Here is a 17,356-nt window from a genome sequence, read left to right on the forward strand (position 1 = left end):
GCGCCAACCTCCGGGTCCTGTTCGATCTCACGCAGCACTCCCCTCGTCACCGCGGCGCGCGGTGGATTCGGTGAACTCGCTGAAACGCTGGTTGGTTTCGTGGATTCCGCTGTCCTTCTCCGAGATGGTGAATTCCATATGGAACGGGATGCCGGGGCGGCGATCCTCACCGATCTTGAGCAGGAACTTGCCGGTGCCGGGCGCGGGCGGGCGGGCCTGGCCCGGTTTGAGTGCCTCACCGGTCAGCGCCTGGGGCGCCGACCATCCGGTCACCATCTCCTCCTCCGCGGCGGTGAACGGCACGATCGAATCCAGTCGCTTGAGCTCCTCGGCCGGCAGCGCACCGAAGATCTTGGCGCGCGCGCGTTCCAGGAAGCCGAGCGCCTTGGCGATCGCGGCCTCCGAACCGAGCGACTGCAGATCCTTGATGGTGTGACTGATCATGATCAGCGCGGTGGCGATGGTGCGATTCAGACGGGTCAGCTCGTCGACGCGATCGATCATGAAGTCGCCGAGGCCGAGCACCTGCCACAGCTCGTCCATGACCACCTGGAAGTAGCGCTGCGGGCCGAGCTTGGCGTCGGCGAGCACGTGCGCGGCCTCCACCGAGGCGAAGCCGTCGGCCCAACAGGCCAGCATGACAGCGGCTTTGAGCTTCTTGTCACCGGCCGGGATATGCGAGACATCGATGCAGACCGCGACCGCGGAGGTGTCGATCGGATTGGTGGTCTGCCCGTTGAAGATCGCCCCGAACGGACCCTGGGTGAGCGCTCGCAGCGAGCGACGCAGCCCCTTGGTGGCCTCGTGGTACTCATCGGTGTTGTCGGCCCCGGCGTCGAGCATCAATTCCTCACCGCCGCCGACGATCACGTCGAGCAGGTTCTCCATGATCGGCGGGCTGTCCGGGGCGTAGCCGCTGCCCTCGCGGTAGAGGATGCGCAGCGCGGTAGCGATCAGCGTCTCCTCGTAGTCGCGCACCCGGGCCCCGCGCACCAGTTCGACCAGGCCCGCGATGAGGGTGACCTGGCGGGCCCGAAGCTCCTGTGTCACTTGGATTTGCAGCGCGGGCGCCTCCGCCAGCATCGGCACGACCGAGCCGAGCACACCGCCCGCGAGCGGATTCAGTTTGCCGTGCCCGTAGCCGAGGTCGATGACCTGGCCGCCGACCAGCTCCACCAGCTTGCGATAGTCGGGTTTGACGTCGGCCAGGATCAGCGGGGTGATGCCCTGCGCGACACCGCCGAGCACAATGCGGCGCACCAGCGAGGATTTGCCGAAACCGTTGAGGCCCAGGACGAACAGGCTCGGCGCGGTGATGAAGCTGCCGCGCATGAACCAGTTCATCGGATCGAAGCAGACGGGTGCGCCCGTATGCAGATGCGATCCGAGCGGGGTGCCGATCAGCGGGGCGCCCGCGCCGACCGACCAGGGCCACAGGCCCGCGACCTGCGCGGTGGTGGCGCGGTATTCGACGGGACGGCCGACCACATTCATCCGGCCGCCGCCGGGCCCGGCATAGCCGCGGTCGGTCAAAGGCGAAGTCTCACGGTCGAATGCGTCGTCGACGATGGCCTCGCCGCGGGCCGCGGCGTTGACGCGGCGCAGATCGTCGGTGCGGATGCGGAACGCCGCCCATGCCGCGCGCAGCCCGGAGCGTTCGCGGGCGACGGCCTCGTATCGGGCCCGGGTGGCGTCGTCGAGCAGCGGCGGGCCCTGCTTCTTCTGCCTGGCGGGCTTGGTCTTTCGCGCGGTGGTGCGCCGGCGGTCGGTGCGTTCGGCTCCCCGCGTCGCGCGCTGGGCGCCGGTGCGCTCCCGGTGATCCGAACGAGATCCGTTGGCGCGCGGTCGATCCTCGGGGCGAACCCGATGCCGTTCCGTCGGCTGATCCGGGGTGCGCCGCCGTTCGCCGGATCGCCCGTTGCCCGACGGGCCGTCGGTCGTTCGATCCTCGCCGCGACGGGTGGGCGCTCGGCCGTTGTCTCGCATATCGCCCCGCTCCTGCCCCGCCGATCGTTTCCGTGCCGCGGCCTCGCCCGGCGCGGATTGCCCACGCCGGGAGCCGTTTCCGTCGGTCCGCGGCTTACCGCCGCGAGCCTGTGGTGCGGCGGCCTTATCGGCCGGGATCTCGGCGGGTGCGAGATCCCTTCCCGCTGTGTCTGTTTCGGCGGACCCGGAGGCAGCGGCAACCCCGAGTTCCGCTGCCGCCCGGTCACCGTCGACCGAGTCGTGCTCCCCCGGCGCCTCGTCACGAGACCCGGTGGCACGTTCCCGATGCTCAGCATCGGCCCCGGCCGCCGTTACTTGCCCGTCGCCATTCCCCTCGGCGACGTCCCCACCGACTCCCGCGGCCGATCCCCCGGATCCATCCCCCGCCACCGGCCGATCCGGCGTCGCCGAACTCTCGTGCCCCTCAACGGAATCCACGACTCGCCCGGGCAGAACGGCACCGCGCAGCCCCTGTGGAAGCTTGTCATTCGAGGTCGAAACGTCCTGCCCCGCATCGGATTTACCGGCGCGGCCCGAGACCGTGGGCCGAGCATCCGATCCATCACCAGGATCGGCGAGACGGTCCGCACGCTCGGATCCGCGACCCGAAGACGCCTGCTCGATCGAAACATCCGATCCCGCAACCGAATCGGACGTGGAAGCCGAGACATCCGGCCCCACAGCGGGATCGACCGAACGTCCCGAACGCGACGGGGGGATCACCTGATCATCCGACCCTGCGGCAGAATCGGCAGAGCGCGCGGAGCCACGTCCCGACTGCCGCTTCGCTCGCTCCCTTGGAACATCCTGTCCCGCAACGAGATCCGTGGAGTGATCCGAGCGTCCCGAACCACGGCGCGGCGGAGGTGCCGCACGCTCATCCGGAACATCCGATCCCGCATCGGGATTCGCGGAACGACCCGAGCGCGGGGAGCCGCGGCGGGGCGCGGGCGGCTCATGCTCGTCGCCCGGCTCGCCGATTTCGCGGCGTCGGGTGGGACGCACGGGAGCGTCGTCCCAGTCGGCAGGTAAGGCGGACCGCGGGTCGCCCGGGGTGTAGGCCTCGATATCCCAGCCGTCGTCGTGGCCGCGGCGTGCGCCGCGGCGCATCGGCGCCGGATTCTCCGGGTCCACCACGCGTTCGCGATAGCGCGGCGGTTCGCCGCGGTACCGGATCGGTGGCTCCTGATCACCTGCCATGAACACTCACTCCTCCGCCTCGCTGGCGCTCGGCTCCGTCGTGCGCGTGGCGCCCTGTGTTCTCGGTTCGCTCGCTACGCTCACTCACCCCGCCAAGGCTTTCGGAATGGATGCGTGCTCCGGCAGGATCACCCCGCACCCGAGCGAGGCCGCGAAGGCCGCCGCCTGGTAGCGGTAGCACCGCCGGATCTTCAGGCGCGCCTGTGTGGACAGATCACGCGTAATGGCTTCGATACGCGGCAGATCGCCGCGCAGGGGCTCGGTGATGGTCACCAGCGCCCCGAAGCGGGTCACACCGTGACCCCGGGCCTGCTCCTCGCGGGCCTGTTGCGTCGCGCCGACGCGCAGCGTCGCCGCCGCCGACACCACGCCACGCTCGCTCTGCTGGGCCACGAGCGCGTTCTTGTAATCGTCGTCCACGATCTCGGCGGCGTCGGCCGCCGAATGCGGGCGGTACACGATGGTGATCCGCTTGCGCGGCACCTCCGGATTCGGCGCGAGCAGCCGCTGCAGCACCCGCTCGTCCACCGCACCCTCGGGCGCGGTCTCCATCTCCCAGGTGACCGAGCGGCCGCCGTCGTGGATGAAGTGATCCCAGCGCTCCTCATGCGAAATCGGCCCGGCGTCGGCCCAATCCAGGCCATGGCCGCCCGGTTCGCTCGACGCCACCTCGAGATCCGCCTGCGCGGCCGGATCGTAGCTGCGCCGGATGAACGAGATGATCTCGTCCGCCGACATGGGCTGCGCCCGCACTCCCGCCTCGGCCAGCGCCGCGCAGATGCCCGGCAGCCGGCGGCCGATCTCCACCGCCTCCTCGGCCGGATTCTTGCGCCGCTCGGCGGTGGTGGCCTTGAACGTGATCGCCACCCGCGGCAGCAATTGCACACGCTCCTGCGGCAATTCGGTGGCCAGTTCGTACATCACCTGCTGCGCCAGATCCGGCGCGTGTGGATTGGTGATGGCGGAAACCTCGGTGAGCAAACGGTTTCCGGTCTCGGGCACGGTGTCGATGACCGGAACCACCGCGATGATGTCGGAGGTCTGCCCCAGCGAGGCCAGGAACGTGCCCCAGGCGGCCACCCAGCGGTCGATCACCGGCTGGTCGACGGCCTCGTGCCCCTGCGGCCAGGCCCGCAGAACCACGGTGTACTGCCCGAATTGGGGTAGGTGGATCATGCCGAAGCTGTAACCGCCCGAATCGATGCCCTCGTACAGCTTCGACGCCGCCATCAGCCCGGGCAGCCGCGCCACGCCGCCCGGAATCCGCGAGAACCGGCCGCCGCGATAGACGTGCTCGGCCCTGCTCCGGCCGCGCAACCAGTGGAACATCATCAATCCCGTCTCGTAGCCCGAGCGGCCCCCCGACCGCCACACCAGTGGAATCATCACGACCGCGCCCGCACCGGCCACGAAGAACGCCGGTTTCGGCCCGGCCACCAACGCCGTCATCAGGGCGGTGATGACCACGACGAAGCCGAGCACCGTCTCCCCCCAGCGCAGTCCGAAAAGGCCTGCGCTGCGGGGCTTCTGCCACAATCCGTACGAGCGGCGCTCATAGGTCTCGGTCGATGTCATCGCGGAATCGTGCTCCTGCCGAGATCGGGTGCGCGGTTGGCCCAGCGGTCACCGGCGACGTCGCCCATCGCGGCCTCGGCGCGACCCAGGCTCGCCCCGGCCGCACGGGCGGTCGTGATGCGATTCATCATTCGTGCCGGCCCGGATGGTACTGCGCCCGAACCGCCCGGAGTCGCAGGACGCGCGGCCGCCGCACCGCCACCGGCGGGTCCGCCGTTCGGACCGCGCGGGGGCACCGGGCGGCCACCCGGACCCTGGCCGCGCAGACCCGGGGCGCCACCCGGTGGCCGACCGCCACCGCCGCGACCCACGTAGCCGGGCGCGCCCGTGGCCGCCGCGGTGCGCACACCCACGGCCTTCGTGCCGACCGCGCCCAGGGCGGCCGCACCCAGCAGCACACCACCGGTCGCGCCGAGGCCCGAGGCGCCGGTGCCGATCATCGCCACCGTCGGGGCCACCAGCCGCATCAGCGCGGGCAGTACGAATGCCACGCTGCACAGCAGCACGATCGCCACCAGCATGCGCTGCGCCTGATCGGCATCGGGCAGTCCGGCCGTGGAGGTCTGGTCGTCGGTGTTGCCGACCGCGATGAACGCGATCATGTAGACGATGGCCGCCACCGGTTTCCACAGCAGGAACGCGATGATCCAGGACAGCAACTTGCCGTAGGACTGCCGTCCGGTATTGGTGCCCGAGGCCGCCGCCGCCAGCGGCAGCATGCCCGCGGCCACCACCAGCAGGCCCTGGCGAACGATGGCCAGGACGATCTGCCCGAGCGCGCCCAGCAGGCCGACGATCGCGATGATCAACACCAGGCCGGGCGAAAACGCTTGCAGCTTCGAGGTTTTCACCAGCAGTTCGGCGATGTTCTTGGCATTGCCGTTACTGGCGTCCTCGATCACCCACTGCGAGAAGCGATCCGCCGCCTGTGCGGCCGCCACGATCACCGCGCCCAGCATCCAGGAACTGAACACCACGCGGGCGAACATCCGGAACGATTCCTCGGCCTCGCTGAGTACCGCACCGCGTCTGGCCTGCGCCAATCGCATGCCGGACAGGATCACCGACACCATGAGCAGCAGGATCTGCGCCTGATAGGTGTAGTCGTTGATCTTCTGGAACAGCGCCCCGCCGTCGCTGATCCGCTCGTTGGGCACCTTCATCCAGAACGTCAACGCCAGGATCAGCGCCTGTCCGAGGCCGTTCATCAGCGAGTCGACCACCTTGCCGAAGGTGGAGTCCCACGCCTTGTCCTTCACGGCGTTGGCGGCGTCGCCGGGATGGGTGGCGACATTGCCCGCCTTACAGGCGGCCGAGGCGGCGTCGCCCAGCGAGATTCCGGGTAAGCCCAGACCGTCGAGATCGTCGTGAATCTGGTTGCACGTCTGGTCGAATCCGTACTGCTGGCCGTAGGCCACCGTCGGAGTCGCGAGCATGACGGTGAATACCACGGCAAGGATCGTGAGTATGCGCTTCACCATGTGGTCCACCCCTCCTGTCGGCCATCGATGACTTCTGTTGCCGTTCTTGCGCATTCGTCTACCACTTGGTCCACCCCCCGAGCGAATCCACGTAGTCCGTCTGCGGGGCCCGCGCCTCGGTCGGCTTGAGCCGCCAGTCGCCGCCGTCCCAGATCATGATGAGCCGCACCGCGGCCCAGACCTGCTTACCGTCGTTGACCGGGCCGCGCGCGGCCAGTCGGACGATGGCCAAATCGTCGGCGTAGTTCTCGATCTGGAAGGCGTCCGGCGCGATCAGGTATCGGGTGATCCGCTCCGGCTGCTGTTCGGGCAGTCTGCCCGCCGAGCGCGCCTTGTCGTAGGCGGCGATCTGCTGGGCCGTGGCGCGCACCTGGCGCACGTAGAGGTCCCGGTCGGCGGGGCGGGCATTGAGCCGATAGGTGATCTGGGCCGCCGCGAGGGCCGCACCCTGCGGGGTATGCGCGTAGCCCACCGCCAGGCCGTCCTCGATCGAGGTGGGCCCGTCGCTGGTGGAGAACGGCACCGACGCCCCGTACACCCGCTGCCAGCCGCGCGGATCGGTGGTCCCGACCGGCGCCGCGGTCAGCCAGTCCGGATCGCCGGGGTGGCGCTGTTTGGATTCGTCCTGCGGAAGCGGTTGTCCCGCAGGGTTGTTCGGGATATCGATCCGGCGTCCGAACAGGTCCACCTCGGGTTCGGCGAAGCCGGTCGCGCCGATGCCCGCGGTCGGCGCGGGACCGGGATCGGCCGCGCCGGAATGGGAGGAGGTGTCGCGCCCGACGTACATGAACACCCCGACGATCACGATCAGCGCGATCACCGCGGCGGAGGCGATCACTCCGAACGAGACGTTGCGCTCGTCTCCGGAGGAGTCCCTGGGACTCATGTCGGTGCCTCCAAACTCACGATATCGCCGGGTAACTGGTCGATCGACTCGACGGGTCGGGCGGTGGCGCCCGGATCGGGCAGCCGTAACCTCCAGTCCTGTCCGAACCACTCGACGGTGGTGTGATTCACCGCGCGCGAGCCGTCGGAGTATTGGGTGAACACGTCCACGGTCGTTCTGTCCTGGGTGTATCCGGTGATGCGATAGCCGAGTACGCGGGGCGCGTACTCGCGGGCCGCCGGTCCGGTGACCGACAGCTGCACCCGGCTCACCGCCCAATCGTCGCGGGCGGATCCGGGTATCACTTCCTTGCCGAGCACCGTCGACCATTGGTTGTCGGCGGCCACCGCCAGGCGGACGGCATGGGTGATGGCGGCCACCGCGGCGCCCGCGGGTCCGCAATCGAATCCGGTTGCGGCGCCGTCGTCCTCATGCGCCGGGCCCTGTTCGGTGATCGGCAGGGCGACCCCCTGATACGGCTGCCAGCGCACCCCGGTGGGCGGGTGGGCCGGGTCGGTACGCGCCGAGTCGCCGTCACCACAGCCCGCGGCCACCAGCACGGCGATGCCGAGCACGCCCACGGCGGCCAGGCGAATGCGCGGTGCGGGCGCGACTGCGATCGTCTCGGCAGAGGTCATGGGGCGCGGCCGTTCACGTCGGTAGGAAGGTCAGCGCAATCGCGCTCGCCGAGGTGGCCACGATCGCGCCGATCAGACTCATCACGACGCCATGGGATGCGTCGTTGACGGCCATATCGTCGCGGAAGGCCGACCAGAATCGCCCGGCCGAAACGATCATCCAGGCCAGGCAGAACAACAGCACGACCCAGAGCAGCCAGTTGATGAGCTGCATGACCGGTTCGAGGACGTCGGCCGGAATCTGCTTGTAGGCAAGCACGATCGCCCGGCCCTAGGTCCCGATCACGGCGTTCATGATGGTGCCCGCACTGGTGGCCACGATGCCGCCGATCATGGCGCCCGCCACCATCTTCGGCGATTCGAGCCCGCCGCCGGTCCACTTCTCCCATGCGAACCTGCCGCCCGCGTAGGTGATGCCCATGATGCCGGACAGCAAGACGAACCAAGTGAAGTATCGGACCAATCGGAGCAATTTCTCCGAGGCCGGAGGCGCCTCGGGGGTCGGGTTCCCGACCTGGGCGAGAACTGCGCCGTACGTCTCGTGCACGGCGAGCAGGATGGTACTCATCGAGCGTCCTTCTCAATAGGTGATCGGAATACATAACCGTGTACCTGAGGTATACCCTCAGCCACAACACCTTGGCACCATCCGGCGATAGGCCCGGATGGCCGAGTCGACGGCACGGACGGCCGATTCACGCTACTCAGCTCGTGCCCTCTGTCGGAATGAACGGAGCCCTGCGTGGTTACGCTCCGCTGCCGCCTCCGGGCTCGACCGTTCATTCCGAATCCTCGTCTTCCTCGCCGTCCTCGGACGAGACTGCGGCACTGACCCTTTCGCGGATCACACCGACAATGCTCGTGCCGAGTTCGTCGACGTCGTGCGGGACCTCCTGCAGCGGATCGAGTTTGCGCTTCTTCTGCGAGGGGGGTGGATCCGACGGCGACCACACCGGCAGCTGATCGGGTTCGACCAGGATCCACTCCTCATGCCAGGGCACCTGCCACATCTCCCCCGCCAGCGCGCCGACCACATCGCGATAGCGCCGGATCTCGGCGGGCAGCCGGCCCGGGCGGGCGGCGACGGTGATCAGGCCCAGCACCTCGCTCGGGCCCGAAAGTCCGGCGTGGTACTGGCGCAGTAGATCGTGGGCGCGGGTCAGCCCCGCGATGGTCTCGCGGGCGACCAGCACGACATACGGCGATTCGCGATCGAACACGCCCGGCCAGCGCCGGTGCGAGTCGGCGGCGGGTGCGAGCACGTGCGACAGGGTGCTGGCCCCAGCGCCGCCGTGCACGCCGAGTAACCACACGAGCGGGGCTCGCCCCACCCCGGGCACGGGCCGCTCCCAGATAGGGGCGCGGCGGGATTCGGGCGGGGCGACAACGCCTGCCGCGGGCGGGGTTTCGGTTGTGCGATGTTGCTTCATGGCCGCGGTCATGATGTCACCCCCGCCAGCAGCGTGCGATATGCCCTGCGAGTGTCGGCGGCGAGTGTGTTGTGACGCACCAGCTCTCCCCGGGCCAGATGCGGATCGTACGGAATCTCCCGAATATCGCGCACCCAGCCGGTCAGATGTTCCCGCAAATGTTCGGCGACCGGAGATTCGGCGCCGGGCAGCTGATGGGACACCACGACGGTGGTGTCGCCGACGATGCCACCGCCCTGCCCCTCGGTCTGTCCGCCGAATTCGTCGTCGAGCCATTCCAGGGTCACCCGCAGCCGGTTGGCGGCGTCGACGCGGGCCGGAATGGCCAGCACCAGCGCCACTTCGGCATCCTCGAGCAGCGGGCGCAGATGCCGCGCGGCGATCGGGCTGCCGCCGTCGTAGACCGGGGTGTAGCCCGCGTCCGCGACGGCCCGGGCCACGGTCAGATAGGTCGCGCGGCGACGCAGCGGGGCCGCGTCGCGCCACAGCAGTCCGATACCGGAGGTGGCATGGGACAGGCAGTCCTTGAGCGGTGCGGGCTCGTCGTCGCCGCGGCCGTAGAGCCACTGCTGCAGGCTGATCGGGCTCAGATGCTCATCCGCGCCGCGCAGCGCGAGATCGCTGCCCGCGGTGGTGGCGTCCACGGCCACGGTCGGTGCGCCCGCCGCGCCGAGTTCACCGGCCAGGCCCAGCGCGGTCGCGGTGGTGCCGGCGCCGCCGCAGCCGCCGACCACGAGGATCGGGCGGGTGAACGAGCCACCGTCGGAATCGTCGCCCCGGCCCTTGCGTAACCGCACCACCGGAGCCTTCGCGCGCGCGCCCGCGGAGTCGCCCGCCTCGGGCGCCTCGTCGAGCCATCGGCTCCAGTCCTGTCCCATCTCAGCTCTCCTCTTACCCGGCCGCGATGCTCGTGATCAGCGTGCGGCCGTCGACCACCGCGGTGGTGACCGTCTGCTTGTCGTAGGTCGTCGGCGCGCCGCCGGGGCGGCGCTCGGTGACCTCCACCGTGTACTTGCCCTGTGACTGGTTCGCCACCCGCACGCAGTAATCGGTGCCGGGCGGGACCGAATCGATACCGCGTTGGATCAGGGCGGGCGGCGGCACCGGCGCGCCGGGGGCCACGACCTGCCATGCCCGTTCGCCGGAACGCTCCACGTAGTACGAATGCTGGAACCACATGATCGCCGCGGGTCCGGAATCGGTGCCGCCGGGTTCCGCGCCGCGCAGCACATCGGCGGATCGTTCGGTCGGACAGCTGCCTGCCGCGGTCTCGCTGGTGACCGCCGACAGCCGCATCGTCAGCGCGGGGCGGCCGAGGCTCTGCCGCTTCGCGCTGCCGGTGTGCAGCACGTAGAGGGCGAATCCGCCTGCGGCAACCAGCAATAGCACCGCTAACACCAGCACGAGGGCAATCCACAACCGGTTCGGGCGCGCACGCAACCGACCCGGCGAGGCCGCCGCGGCCGGATCGTCGCGCCCCACATGGGGGCGGCGCGGCCGCTCGCCGATCTCCTCGTCCTCCTCGTCCTCCCACGGGAAGTGCACGACCTGGCCGTCGCCGATCGGATAGTCGTCATCGGGTCCGGGGGCGTGACTGCCGACCCAATCGACCCAGCCGCCGGTGAATTCGGCCCGGCGGGTGGACGGTTCGTCGACGAAGGCGATATCGAACGGTTCGGGCTCGGTCTCGCGAATGTAGTGCGGATAGCGCGCCGCGCCGTCGTCGACGAAGGCGGGCTGCACCGGCGGCGCGGTCCGCGCGCGCGATCCGGTCGCGACGCCCTCGGGCTCGAGCGGCGGGTACCAGCGCGCCAGGTCTTTGTACGACTTCAACATTCCCCCAATCCCGCGGAGCCAGCCACATGCAGCATCGTCGGACCCTCTCGGCGATCAGTTCGTGGAGAACGGGTAGCGGTTGTCGTCGGCGTTACCTGTCGTGGGACCGAGACCTGTCCCGAACGGAAATTGTCCCGTACCCGACGAATTCGGCGTACTCGACGCGCCGGGAGCCGGGACCAAGATTCCGGTGATCGGGCTGCTCGGACCGCCCTTCGGCGGCTGCGCACCGGCGCCGGCCGCGGCCAGATCGCGGGCCGCGGCGGCGAACCAGTCGGCCACGAAACGCACCGGCGCGTCGCCGCGAGCGTCGACGGCCGCGGTGGCGTACGCGCCGTGACGCTGGACGGTGTCCCAGTACCGCACCCAGGTGGTGGCGTCCAACAATTCGCGATTGTCGGTGATGTTCTGGACGACCGCCTGATAGGCCTGGCCGATCAACCGCGACACCGTGGTCGGCGGCACCAATTGGGTGACCGCCCCGCTCAATTGGCTGCCCAGCAGCACCAGCGCCTTCGGCGGATCGTCCAGTGCGGCCCGGGCCAGCGCCGTCAGGGCCGCGGGATCGAGTACCGACCGCACCACGACGCCGACCGCGTTCAGGCCGATCGTCCCGGCGCGCAACAGCGCCCCCATCGGATCCGCGAGCGCGGGCCGGGTCCGCGGATCGGCGGCCTCGGCGATCCGCTGCGAGATCGACTGTCCGGGTTGATACGACAGCGACGCCGGGCTGTCACCGCGCAGATCCTGGGTGAGGACCGTGCCCATCGCCTTGATCGAGGTGAACGCCAGCGCCTGCGCGATCGAGGTGAGCGAGGCGATCGGATCGCCACCCGAGAGCGTGGACTGACCCGCCACCGCCGCGACCGCGCGCAGGATCGGCGCGCCCGCGGGGGCGTCGCACGCCAGATCGCCCGCGACGCAGAAGCTCGCGACCCGCCCGGTCAACGCGCCGAAGTCGGCGGCCCGATCGCGTCCGGGCCCGATGCCGCCGCCGGTGGCCGGGGGCAGCGGCAGCGCCCGCACGGCCGCGACCTTCGCCCCCGCGGTGCCGGGCGGTGCGGCGGGTGCGGTCCTATCCGGCGCGCCCGGGAACAGCGGGGCGCCGGGATTGCGGGTGGGATCGCCGAACAGCGCGACCGCCGCGATCCGATCCGGTGCGAGCACACCGTGTCCGCGCCCGATCTCCTGAGCGAACATCGAGGCCACATGTGCGCCTTGGGAATAGCCGACGATCGCGAAGCGAGTCCGCTCGCAGCGCTGCGCGACCTGGGCGGCCATGCCGCGCAGGCGATCCAGACCGCCCAGCACCGATTGCGAATAGGGCACGGCCCCACCGGCGACCGCGCCGCCGAAGCCGGATTCGTAGGGCACATAGGCCCGATCGACCAGACCCCGCTCGGGCGCCCGGGCCAGCATGGGCAGGAAGACCGAGGACAGCATGCCGGTATCGGTAGTGGGCGCGGCGTCGGGCGAGGATTCGCCGGTGCCCTGAATACCCAAGGCGTACAGGGCCGGACAGGTGTCGAGGCTGATGTTGGTGGTGGGGGCCTGAGCGGAGGCGGGCGCCGCCTGTGTTCCGACGCCCGTGATGATCGCCGCGACGGTGATCGCGGTACTACCGAATCTGCTCCAGGTTGTCCGCGCGGTCAGCATCTCTGACCCCCTAACCAGCCGGGCTCATCCCCCGCCCGTGCGGGGAGCTCACTCATCGATCCGCCGTGGGCTCATCCCCGCGCGTGCGGGGAGCACCCCAATCCAGTGTTTCTGGACAGAATCCGGGGGCCCTGCGGGGCCTCGAAACGCAATAGACCGTAACAGAATCCGTCGAACGCCGCAGTGCATCCTGCACATTGCGAACGCAATCCGGAAGAACCTGGCGGAGAAGGCAAACCGACCGGAAGAGTTGTCGTCCGGCACGCCGGTGGCGATGCGAGGGGCAACCGTTGAGCGATCATAACTCGCACGCGTCGAAACCGCTGTCCTCCAGCGTGGATCGGTATCGTCCCGGCGCGGCGCACGGTGCCCGCGTGTCGGGCGATGCGGCGGCACCGGCAGACTGGGCACGTGGCCGATCTTCCTATAGCCGCCGTGATCTGCGGATTCGTCGGTGCGGTGCTGTTCGCCGTATCCGCCGTCGCGCAGCAGCGGGCGGCCTCCGATGTCCCCGAGGGCGATGCGCTGCTCGCGCGACTGATCCGCGATCCGCGCTGGTGGGCGAGCCTGGTCGGCGATGCGGGCGGTTTCGCGTTCCAGATCGCCGCGCTCGCACTGGGATCGGTGCTGGTGGTGCAGCCGATCCTGGTGAGCGCGTTGGTCTTCGCGCTGCCGCTGGCCGCGCACTACAGCGGCCGCCGGGTGAGCCGGTCGATGTGGGCGCAGGCCGTCGCGTTATCGGCGGCGCTGGCGGTATTCCTGATCGTCGGCGATCCGACCGAGGGGCATTCCTACGCGTCGTGGCATCGCTGGGTACTTCCGCTCGCAATGATGTTCGGCCTGATCGCGATCGGTGTCGCCGTGGCGGGCGCGGTGCGGGTGCCCACGCTGCGCGCGCTGCTGCTGGGCACGGCCGCCGGATTGTTGTTCGGCATCTCCGCCGCCCTCACCCAGCACGTGATCGAACTGTTCGGGCACGGCCTGGGCGCGGTGTTCACCAGCTGGCAGACCTACACGATGGCCGCTTGCGGCATGGTCGGCCTGTATCTGCAACAGCGTGGCTATCAGGTCGGGCCGCTCTCGGCGTCGCTGCCCGCGTTCACCGTCGCCGAACCGCTGGGCGCGGCGTTCCTGGGGATGACCGTGCTCGACGAACGACTGCGCAGCGGACCGCTCGGCACCGCGTTCGTGGCGGTGGCCGTGATCGTGATGTGCGTGGAGGCGGTCCGGCTGTCCCGGGCGCAAGCCGCCGAGGTCTGACGGACAACCTCGAATCGGCAAGCGGCGGTGGGCTTTTCCCCGTCTCTGCCAGACCCGTCAGGCCGCCGAGGTCACCCGGTACACGTCGTACACGCCCTCCACATTTCGGACCACGTTCAGCAGATGACCCAGATGCTTCGGGTCACCCATCTCGAAGGTGAACTTGCTGATCGCGACCCGATCGCCGGAGGTCATCACCGAGGCGGACAGGATGTTGACCTTCTCATCGGCCAGCACCTTGGTCACATCCGACAACAGCCGGGTGCGATCGAGCGCCTCGATCTGGATGGCCACCAGGAACATCGACGACGGCGAGGGCGCCCACTTCACCTCGATGATCCGCTCCTGCTGGGCCTGCAGCGAACCACCGTTGGTGCAGTCGGTGCGGTGCACACTCACCGCGCCGCCGCGGGTGACGAAGCCCATGATCTCGTCGCCCGGCACCGGGGTGCAGCACTTGGCCAGCTTGGCGACCGTGCCCGGCGCGCCGGGAATCTCGACGCCGGCGTCGCCGCTGGTGCGCTGGCGGGCGGGCAGTGTGGAGGGCGTACTGCGTTCCGCCAGTTCGTTTTCCACGTCGCCGACGCCACCGAGCTGGGTGACCAGCCGCTGCACCACATGATGCGCCGAGACCTGACTCTCGCCGACGGCGGCGTACAGCGCGGAGATGTCGGTGTAGTGCAACTCATGCGCCAGCGCGGTCATCGCGTCGACGTTCATCAGCCGCTGCAGCGGCAGCCCGGTGCGGCGGACCTCCTTGCTGATCGCCTCCTTGCCCGCCTCCAGCGCCTCCTCACGACGCTCCTTGGCGAACCACTGGCGAATCTTGGCCTTGGCGCGCGGGGAGACGACGAAGTTCTGCCAATCGCGGCTGGGTCCCGCGTTCTGCGCCTTGGAGGTGAAGATCTCGACGACCTCACCGTTCTCCAGCTGCCGTTCCAGCGCGACCAGCCGGCCGTTCACGCGCGCGCCGATGCATTTGTGCCCGACCTCGGTGTGCACGGCGTAGGCGAAGTCGACCGGGGTCGACTTCTGCGGCAGCGTGATCACATCACCCTTCGGGGTGAACACGAAGATCTCCGGCGATTTCAGATCGAAGCGCAGCGCCTCGAGGAATTCGGCCGGATCCGCGGCCTCCCGCTGCCAGTCGAGCAGCTGACGCATCCAGGCCATATCGTCGACCTCGGCGGCGTCGCCGGAATGCTTACCCTTGGTCTCCTTGTAGCGCCAGTGCGCGGCGATGCCGAATTCGGCCGTGCGATGCATGTCCTGGGTGCGGATCTGCACCTCGAGCGGTTTACCGTCCGGGCCGACGACCGTGGTGTGCAGCGACTGGTAGACGCCGTAGCGCGGCTGGGCGATGTAATCCTTGAACCGCCCGGCCATCGGCTGCCACAGCGAATGCACCACGCCGACCGCGGCATAGCAGTCGCGCACCTCGTCGCACAGGATGCGGATGCCGACCAGATCGTGGATGTCGTCGAAGTCCTTACCCTTGACGATCATCTTCTGATAGATCGACCAGTAGTGCTTGGGCCGACCCTCGACGATGGCGTTGATGCGACTGGCGGCCAGCGTGTTGACGATCTCGGCGCGGACCTTGGCCAGATAGGTGTCGCGCGACGGCGCGCGATCGGCAACCAGGCGCACGATCTCGTCGTACTTCTTGGGATGCAGGATCGCGAAGGCGAGATCCTCCAGCTCCCATTTGACCGTGGCCATGCCGAGCCGATGGGCAAGCGGCGCAATGACTTCCAGCGTTTCGCGGGCCTTCTTGGCCTGCTTCTCCGGCGGCAGGAAGCGCATGGTGCGCATATTGTGCAGCCGGTCGGCGACCTTGATCACCAGCACGCGCGGATCGCGGGCCATGGCGATGATCATCTTGCGGATGGTCTCGGCCTCCGCGGCCGCGCCCAGATTGACCTTGTCCAGTTTGGTGACGCCGTCGACCAGATGCGCGACCTCGGTGCCGAAGTCGCCGGTGAGCTCGTCGAGCGAGTAGCCGGTGTCCTCGACGGTGTCGTGCAGCAGCGCGGCCACCAGCGTGGTGGTGTCCATGCCGAGTTCCGCGAGGATGTTGGCGACCGCGAGTGGGTGGGTGATGTACGGATCGCCGGATTTGCGGAACTGATGGGCGTGCTTCTCGTCGGCCACGTCGAAGGCGCGCTGCAGCAGCTGCAGATTCGCCTTCGGATACAGCTCGCGGTGCACGGTCGCCAGCGGTTCGAGGACCGGCTTGACCGCGGCGATGCCGCGCTGACCGGTCATCCGGCGGGCCAGGCGGGCGCGGACCCGCCGCGAGGCGGAGGTCGGCACGGCCGTGGCGGTGCCGGGCTGGCGCAGCGGCATGCTGCGCGGGGTCACGCCGGGGGCGGGGGTGGGGGCCGGTTCGGGGACGGGCGCGGCCGGAGCGGGACTCGGGGACATGTCACCCTCAGCAGACGAGTGCTCCGCATTCGCCTTCTCCAGATGCTGAGTCATGTCACCACCTCTCACCGGCTCGATCGGACCACCCTATCCGACCTGTCCAACGGCTCAGACCACCAACTTTAATCCGGTCGGCCGACCAGCGTCCGCCGGTCGCCACGCCGGCGATTCCCCGGACCGTCACCTGCGGTTTCGCCGACGGGCAACCGCCGTTCGCACCACAGTCTCTGTCAGGTCAACGGCCGACACGCGCCGAGGGTTCCTTCGGATGGGAACAACAAAAGGGAGTGAGGAACAGAAACAAGAGGTAAGAGTGGCGCGAAAAACAAGACGGTAATAAGAGGGGCATTGCGCAAGAGTTGGAGCCGATGCCGATGCCGCAAGAGACAAGTTATTGCTATTACCGCCCGCCCGAGGCGAGGTGTGACATGGGAACAAAAGTTCCGAGATTCGCGGAAAAGAGACATGGTGTGACGGTGACCGATATGGGCGATATGCCCGGTGCGATGGTGGAGTGACACGGCGGGCCGCAGTGTAGGAAGATCCGAATCGCGACATCCGACCGACCGATACGGACGTCGTGAGCACTGAAAAGTCGAATGTCCTTGCGCCGGAAGCGAGCCCGAACATCAGAAGTACATCGGAAGCACATCCCGGACGTATGTCCATCCCGCTGGATCGGCCTCTACGAGGAGTTTCGTCCTATCACCCGGTGACTCGAAAAACTTTGTGTTTCACTTGATCTCGTTAACCCGCGGCCCGCGGGGAGCGATGGAGGATTAGACACGCTGTCGACTGCCGAACCCCGCTTCGACGCCGATCGTTCATCGTCCGAACGGACGATGGCTCGGATGTGACTCGACTCGCGATGATCAGAAGGGGCGACATCGGGGGTAGGGGGCCACACAATGGCGTCGCGGTCGGACGGGTTCCGCCCAGGGCCGCAACGCGATTCAGAACAGGGGTACCGCCTGATGGGTA

General features: G+C 68.9%; 13 protein-coding genes. 1 reads left to right on the top strand and 12 read right to left on the bottom strand.

Going from position 1 to position 17,356, the window contains the following annotated elements; translation table 11 throughout:
• Positions 1 to 27: 27 nt before the first annotated feature.
• The 11 genes from ACIA76_RS02265 to ACIA76_RS02315 form a co-directional block, all read right to left on the bottom strand.
• Complete coding sequence (locus ACIA76_RS02265; protein WP_397147438.1) at positions 28 to 3,186, bottom strand: hypothetical protein; 3,159 nt, start codon at positions 3,184 to 3,186, stop codon at positions 28 to 30.
• A gap of 84 nt (positions 3,187 to 3,270) precedes the next feature.
• On the bottom strand, positions 3,271 to 4,761 hold the full coding sequence (locus ACIA76_RS02270) for an SCO6880 family protein (protein WP_397147440.1): 1,491 nt from the start codon (positions 4,759 to 4,761) through the stop codon (positions 3,271 to 3,273).
• Entirely contained in the window at positions 4,758 to 6,242 is a 1,485-nt protein-coding gene (locus ACIA76_RS02275; RefSeq protein ID WP_397147442.1) for a hypothetical protein, read from the bottom strand. The genes ACIA76_RS02270 and ACIA76_RS02275 overlap by 4 nt, the downstream gene beginning before the upstream one ends.
• A gap of 58 nt (positions 6,243 to 6,300) precedes the next feature.
• Positions 6,301 to 7,128 (bottom strand): hypothetical protein, encoded by an 828-nt coding sequence (locus tag ACIA76_RS02280; protein WP_397147444.1) that lies wholly within the window; start codon positions 7,126 to 7,128, stop codon positions 6,301 to 6,303.
• Positions 7,125 to 7,766 carry a hypothetical protein gene (locus ACIA76_RS02285; RefSeq protein WP_397147446.1) on the bottom strand — a complete coding sequence of 214 codons (642 nt, stop codon included), beginning with the start codon at positions 7,764 to 7,766 and terminating at the stop codon, positions 7,125 to 7,127. Before ACIA76_RS02285 ends, ACIA76_RS02280 begins: the two co-directional genes overlap by 4 nt.
• A 13-nt stretch (positions 7,767 to 7,779) precedes the next feature.
• A complete protein-coding gene (locus ACIA76_RS02290) occupies positions 7,780 to 8,025 on the bottom strand; it encodes a hypothetical protein (protein ID WP_397147448.1) in 246 nt (81 codons plus the stop codon).
• Between the two features lie 12 nt (positions 8,026 to 8,037).
• Positions 8,038 to 8,334 carry a hypothetical protein gene (locus ACIA76_RS02295; protein WP_397147450.1) on the bottom strand — a complete coding sequence of 99 codons (297 nt, stop codon included), beginning with the start codon at positions 8,332 to 8,334 and terminating at the stop codon, positions 8,038 to 8,040.
• Between the two features lie 211 nt (positions 8,335 to 8,545).
• Positions 8,546 to 9,208: a hypothetical protein gene (locus tag ACIA76_RS02300; protein ID WP_397147452.1), complete on the bottom strand. Its 663-nt coding sequence runs from the start codon at positions 9,206 to 9,208 to the stop codon at positions 8,546 to 8,548.
• Positions 9,205 to 10,074 (bottom strand): MinD/ParA family protein, encoded by an 870-nt coding sequence (locus ACIA76_RS02305; protein ID WP_397147454.1) that lies wholly within the window; start codon positions 10,072 to 10,074, stop codon positions 9,205 to 9,207. Before ACIA76_RS02305 ends, ACIA76_RS02300 begins: the two co-directional genes overlap by 4 nt.
• Before the next feature lie 13 nt (positions 10,075 to 10,087).
• On the bottom strand, positions 10,088 to 11,032 hold the full coding sequence (locus ACIA76_RS02310; protein ID WP_397147456.1) for a hypothetical protein: 945 nt from the start codon (positions 11,030 to 11,032) through the stop codon (positions 10,088 to 10,090).
• 54 nt (positions 11,033 to 11,086) lie between these two features.
• Positions 11,087 to 12,688, bottom strand: a complete 1,602-nt coding sequence (locus tag ACIA76_RS02315) for a cutinase family protein (protein ID WP_397147458.1) — start codon at positions 12,686 to 12,688, stop codon at positions 11,087 to 11,089.
• A 411-nt stretch (positions 12,689 to 13,099) separates the two neighbouring features.
• Here ACIA76_RS02315 and ACIA76_RS02320 point away from each other — a divergent pair, with 411 nt between their 5' ends.
• On the top strand, positions 13,100 to 13,948 hold the full coding sequence (locus ACIA76_RS02320; RefSeq protein ID WP_397147460.1) for a DMT family transporter: 849 nt from the start codon (positions 13,100 to 13,102) through the stop codon (positions 13,946 to 13,948).
• 57 nt (positions 13,949 to 14,005) lie between these two features.
• Here ACIA76_RS02320 and ACIA76_RS02325 read toward each other — a convergent pair whose 3' ends face one another.
• The gene (locus ACIA76_RS02325) at positions 14,006 to 16,297 is read right to left on the bottom strand and encodes a RelA/SpoT family protein (protein ID WP_397147972.1); all 2,292 of its coding nucleotides are present in this window, start codon (positions 16,295 to 16,297) and stop codon (positions 14,006 to 14,008) included.
• Between the last annotated feature and the right edge of the window lie 1,059 nt (positions 16,298 to 17,356).

This window comes from Nocardia sp. NPDC051570 (assembly GCF_044454005.1).
Lineage (GTDB): Bacteria > Actinomycetota > Actinomycetes > Mycobacteriales > Mycobacteriaceae > Nocardia.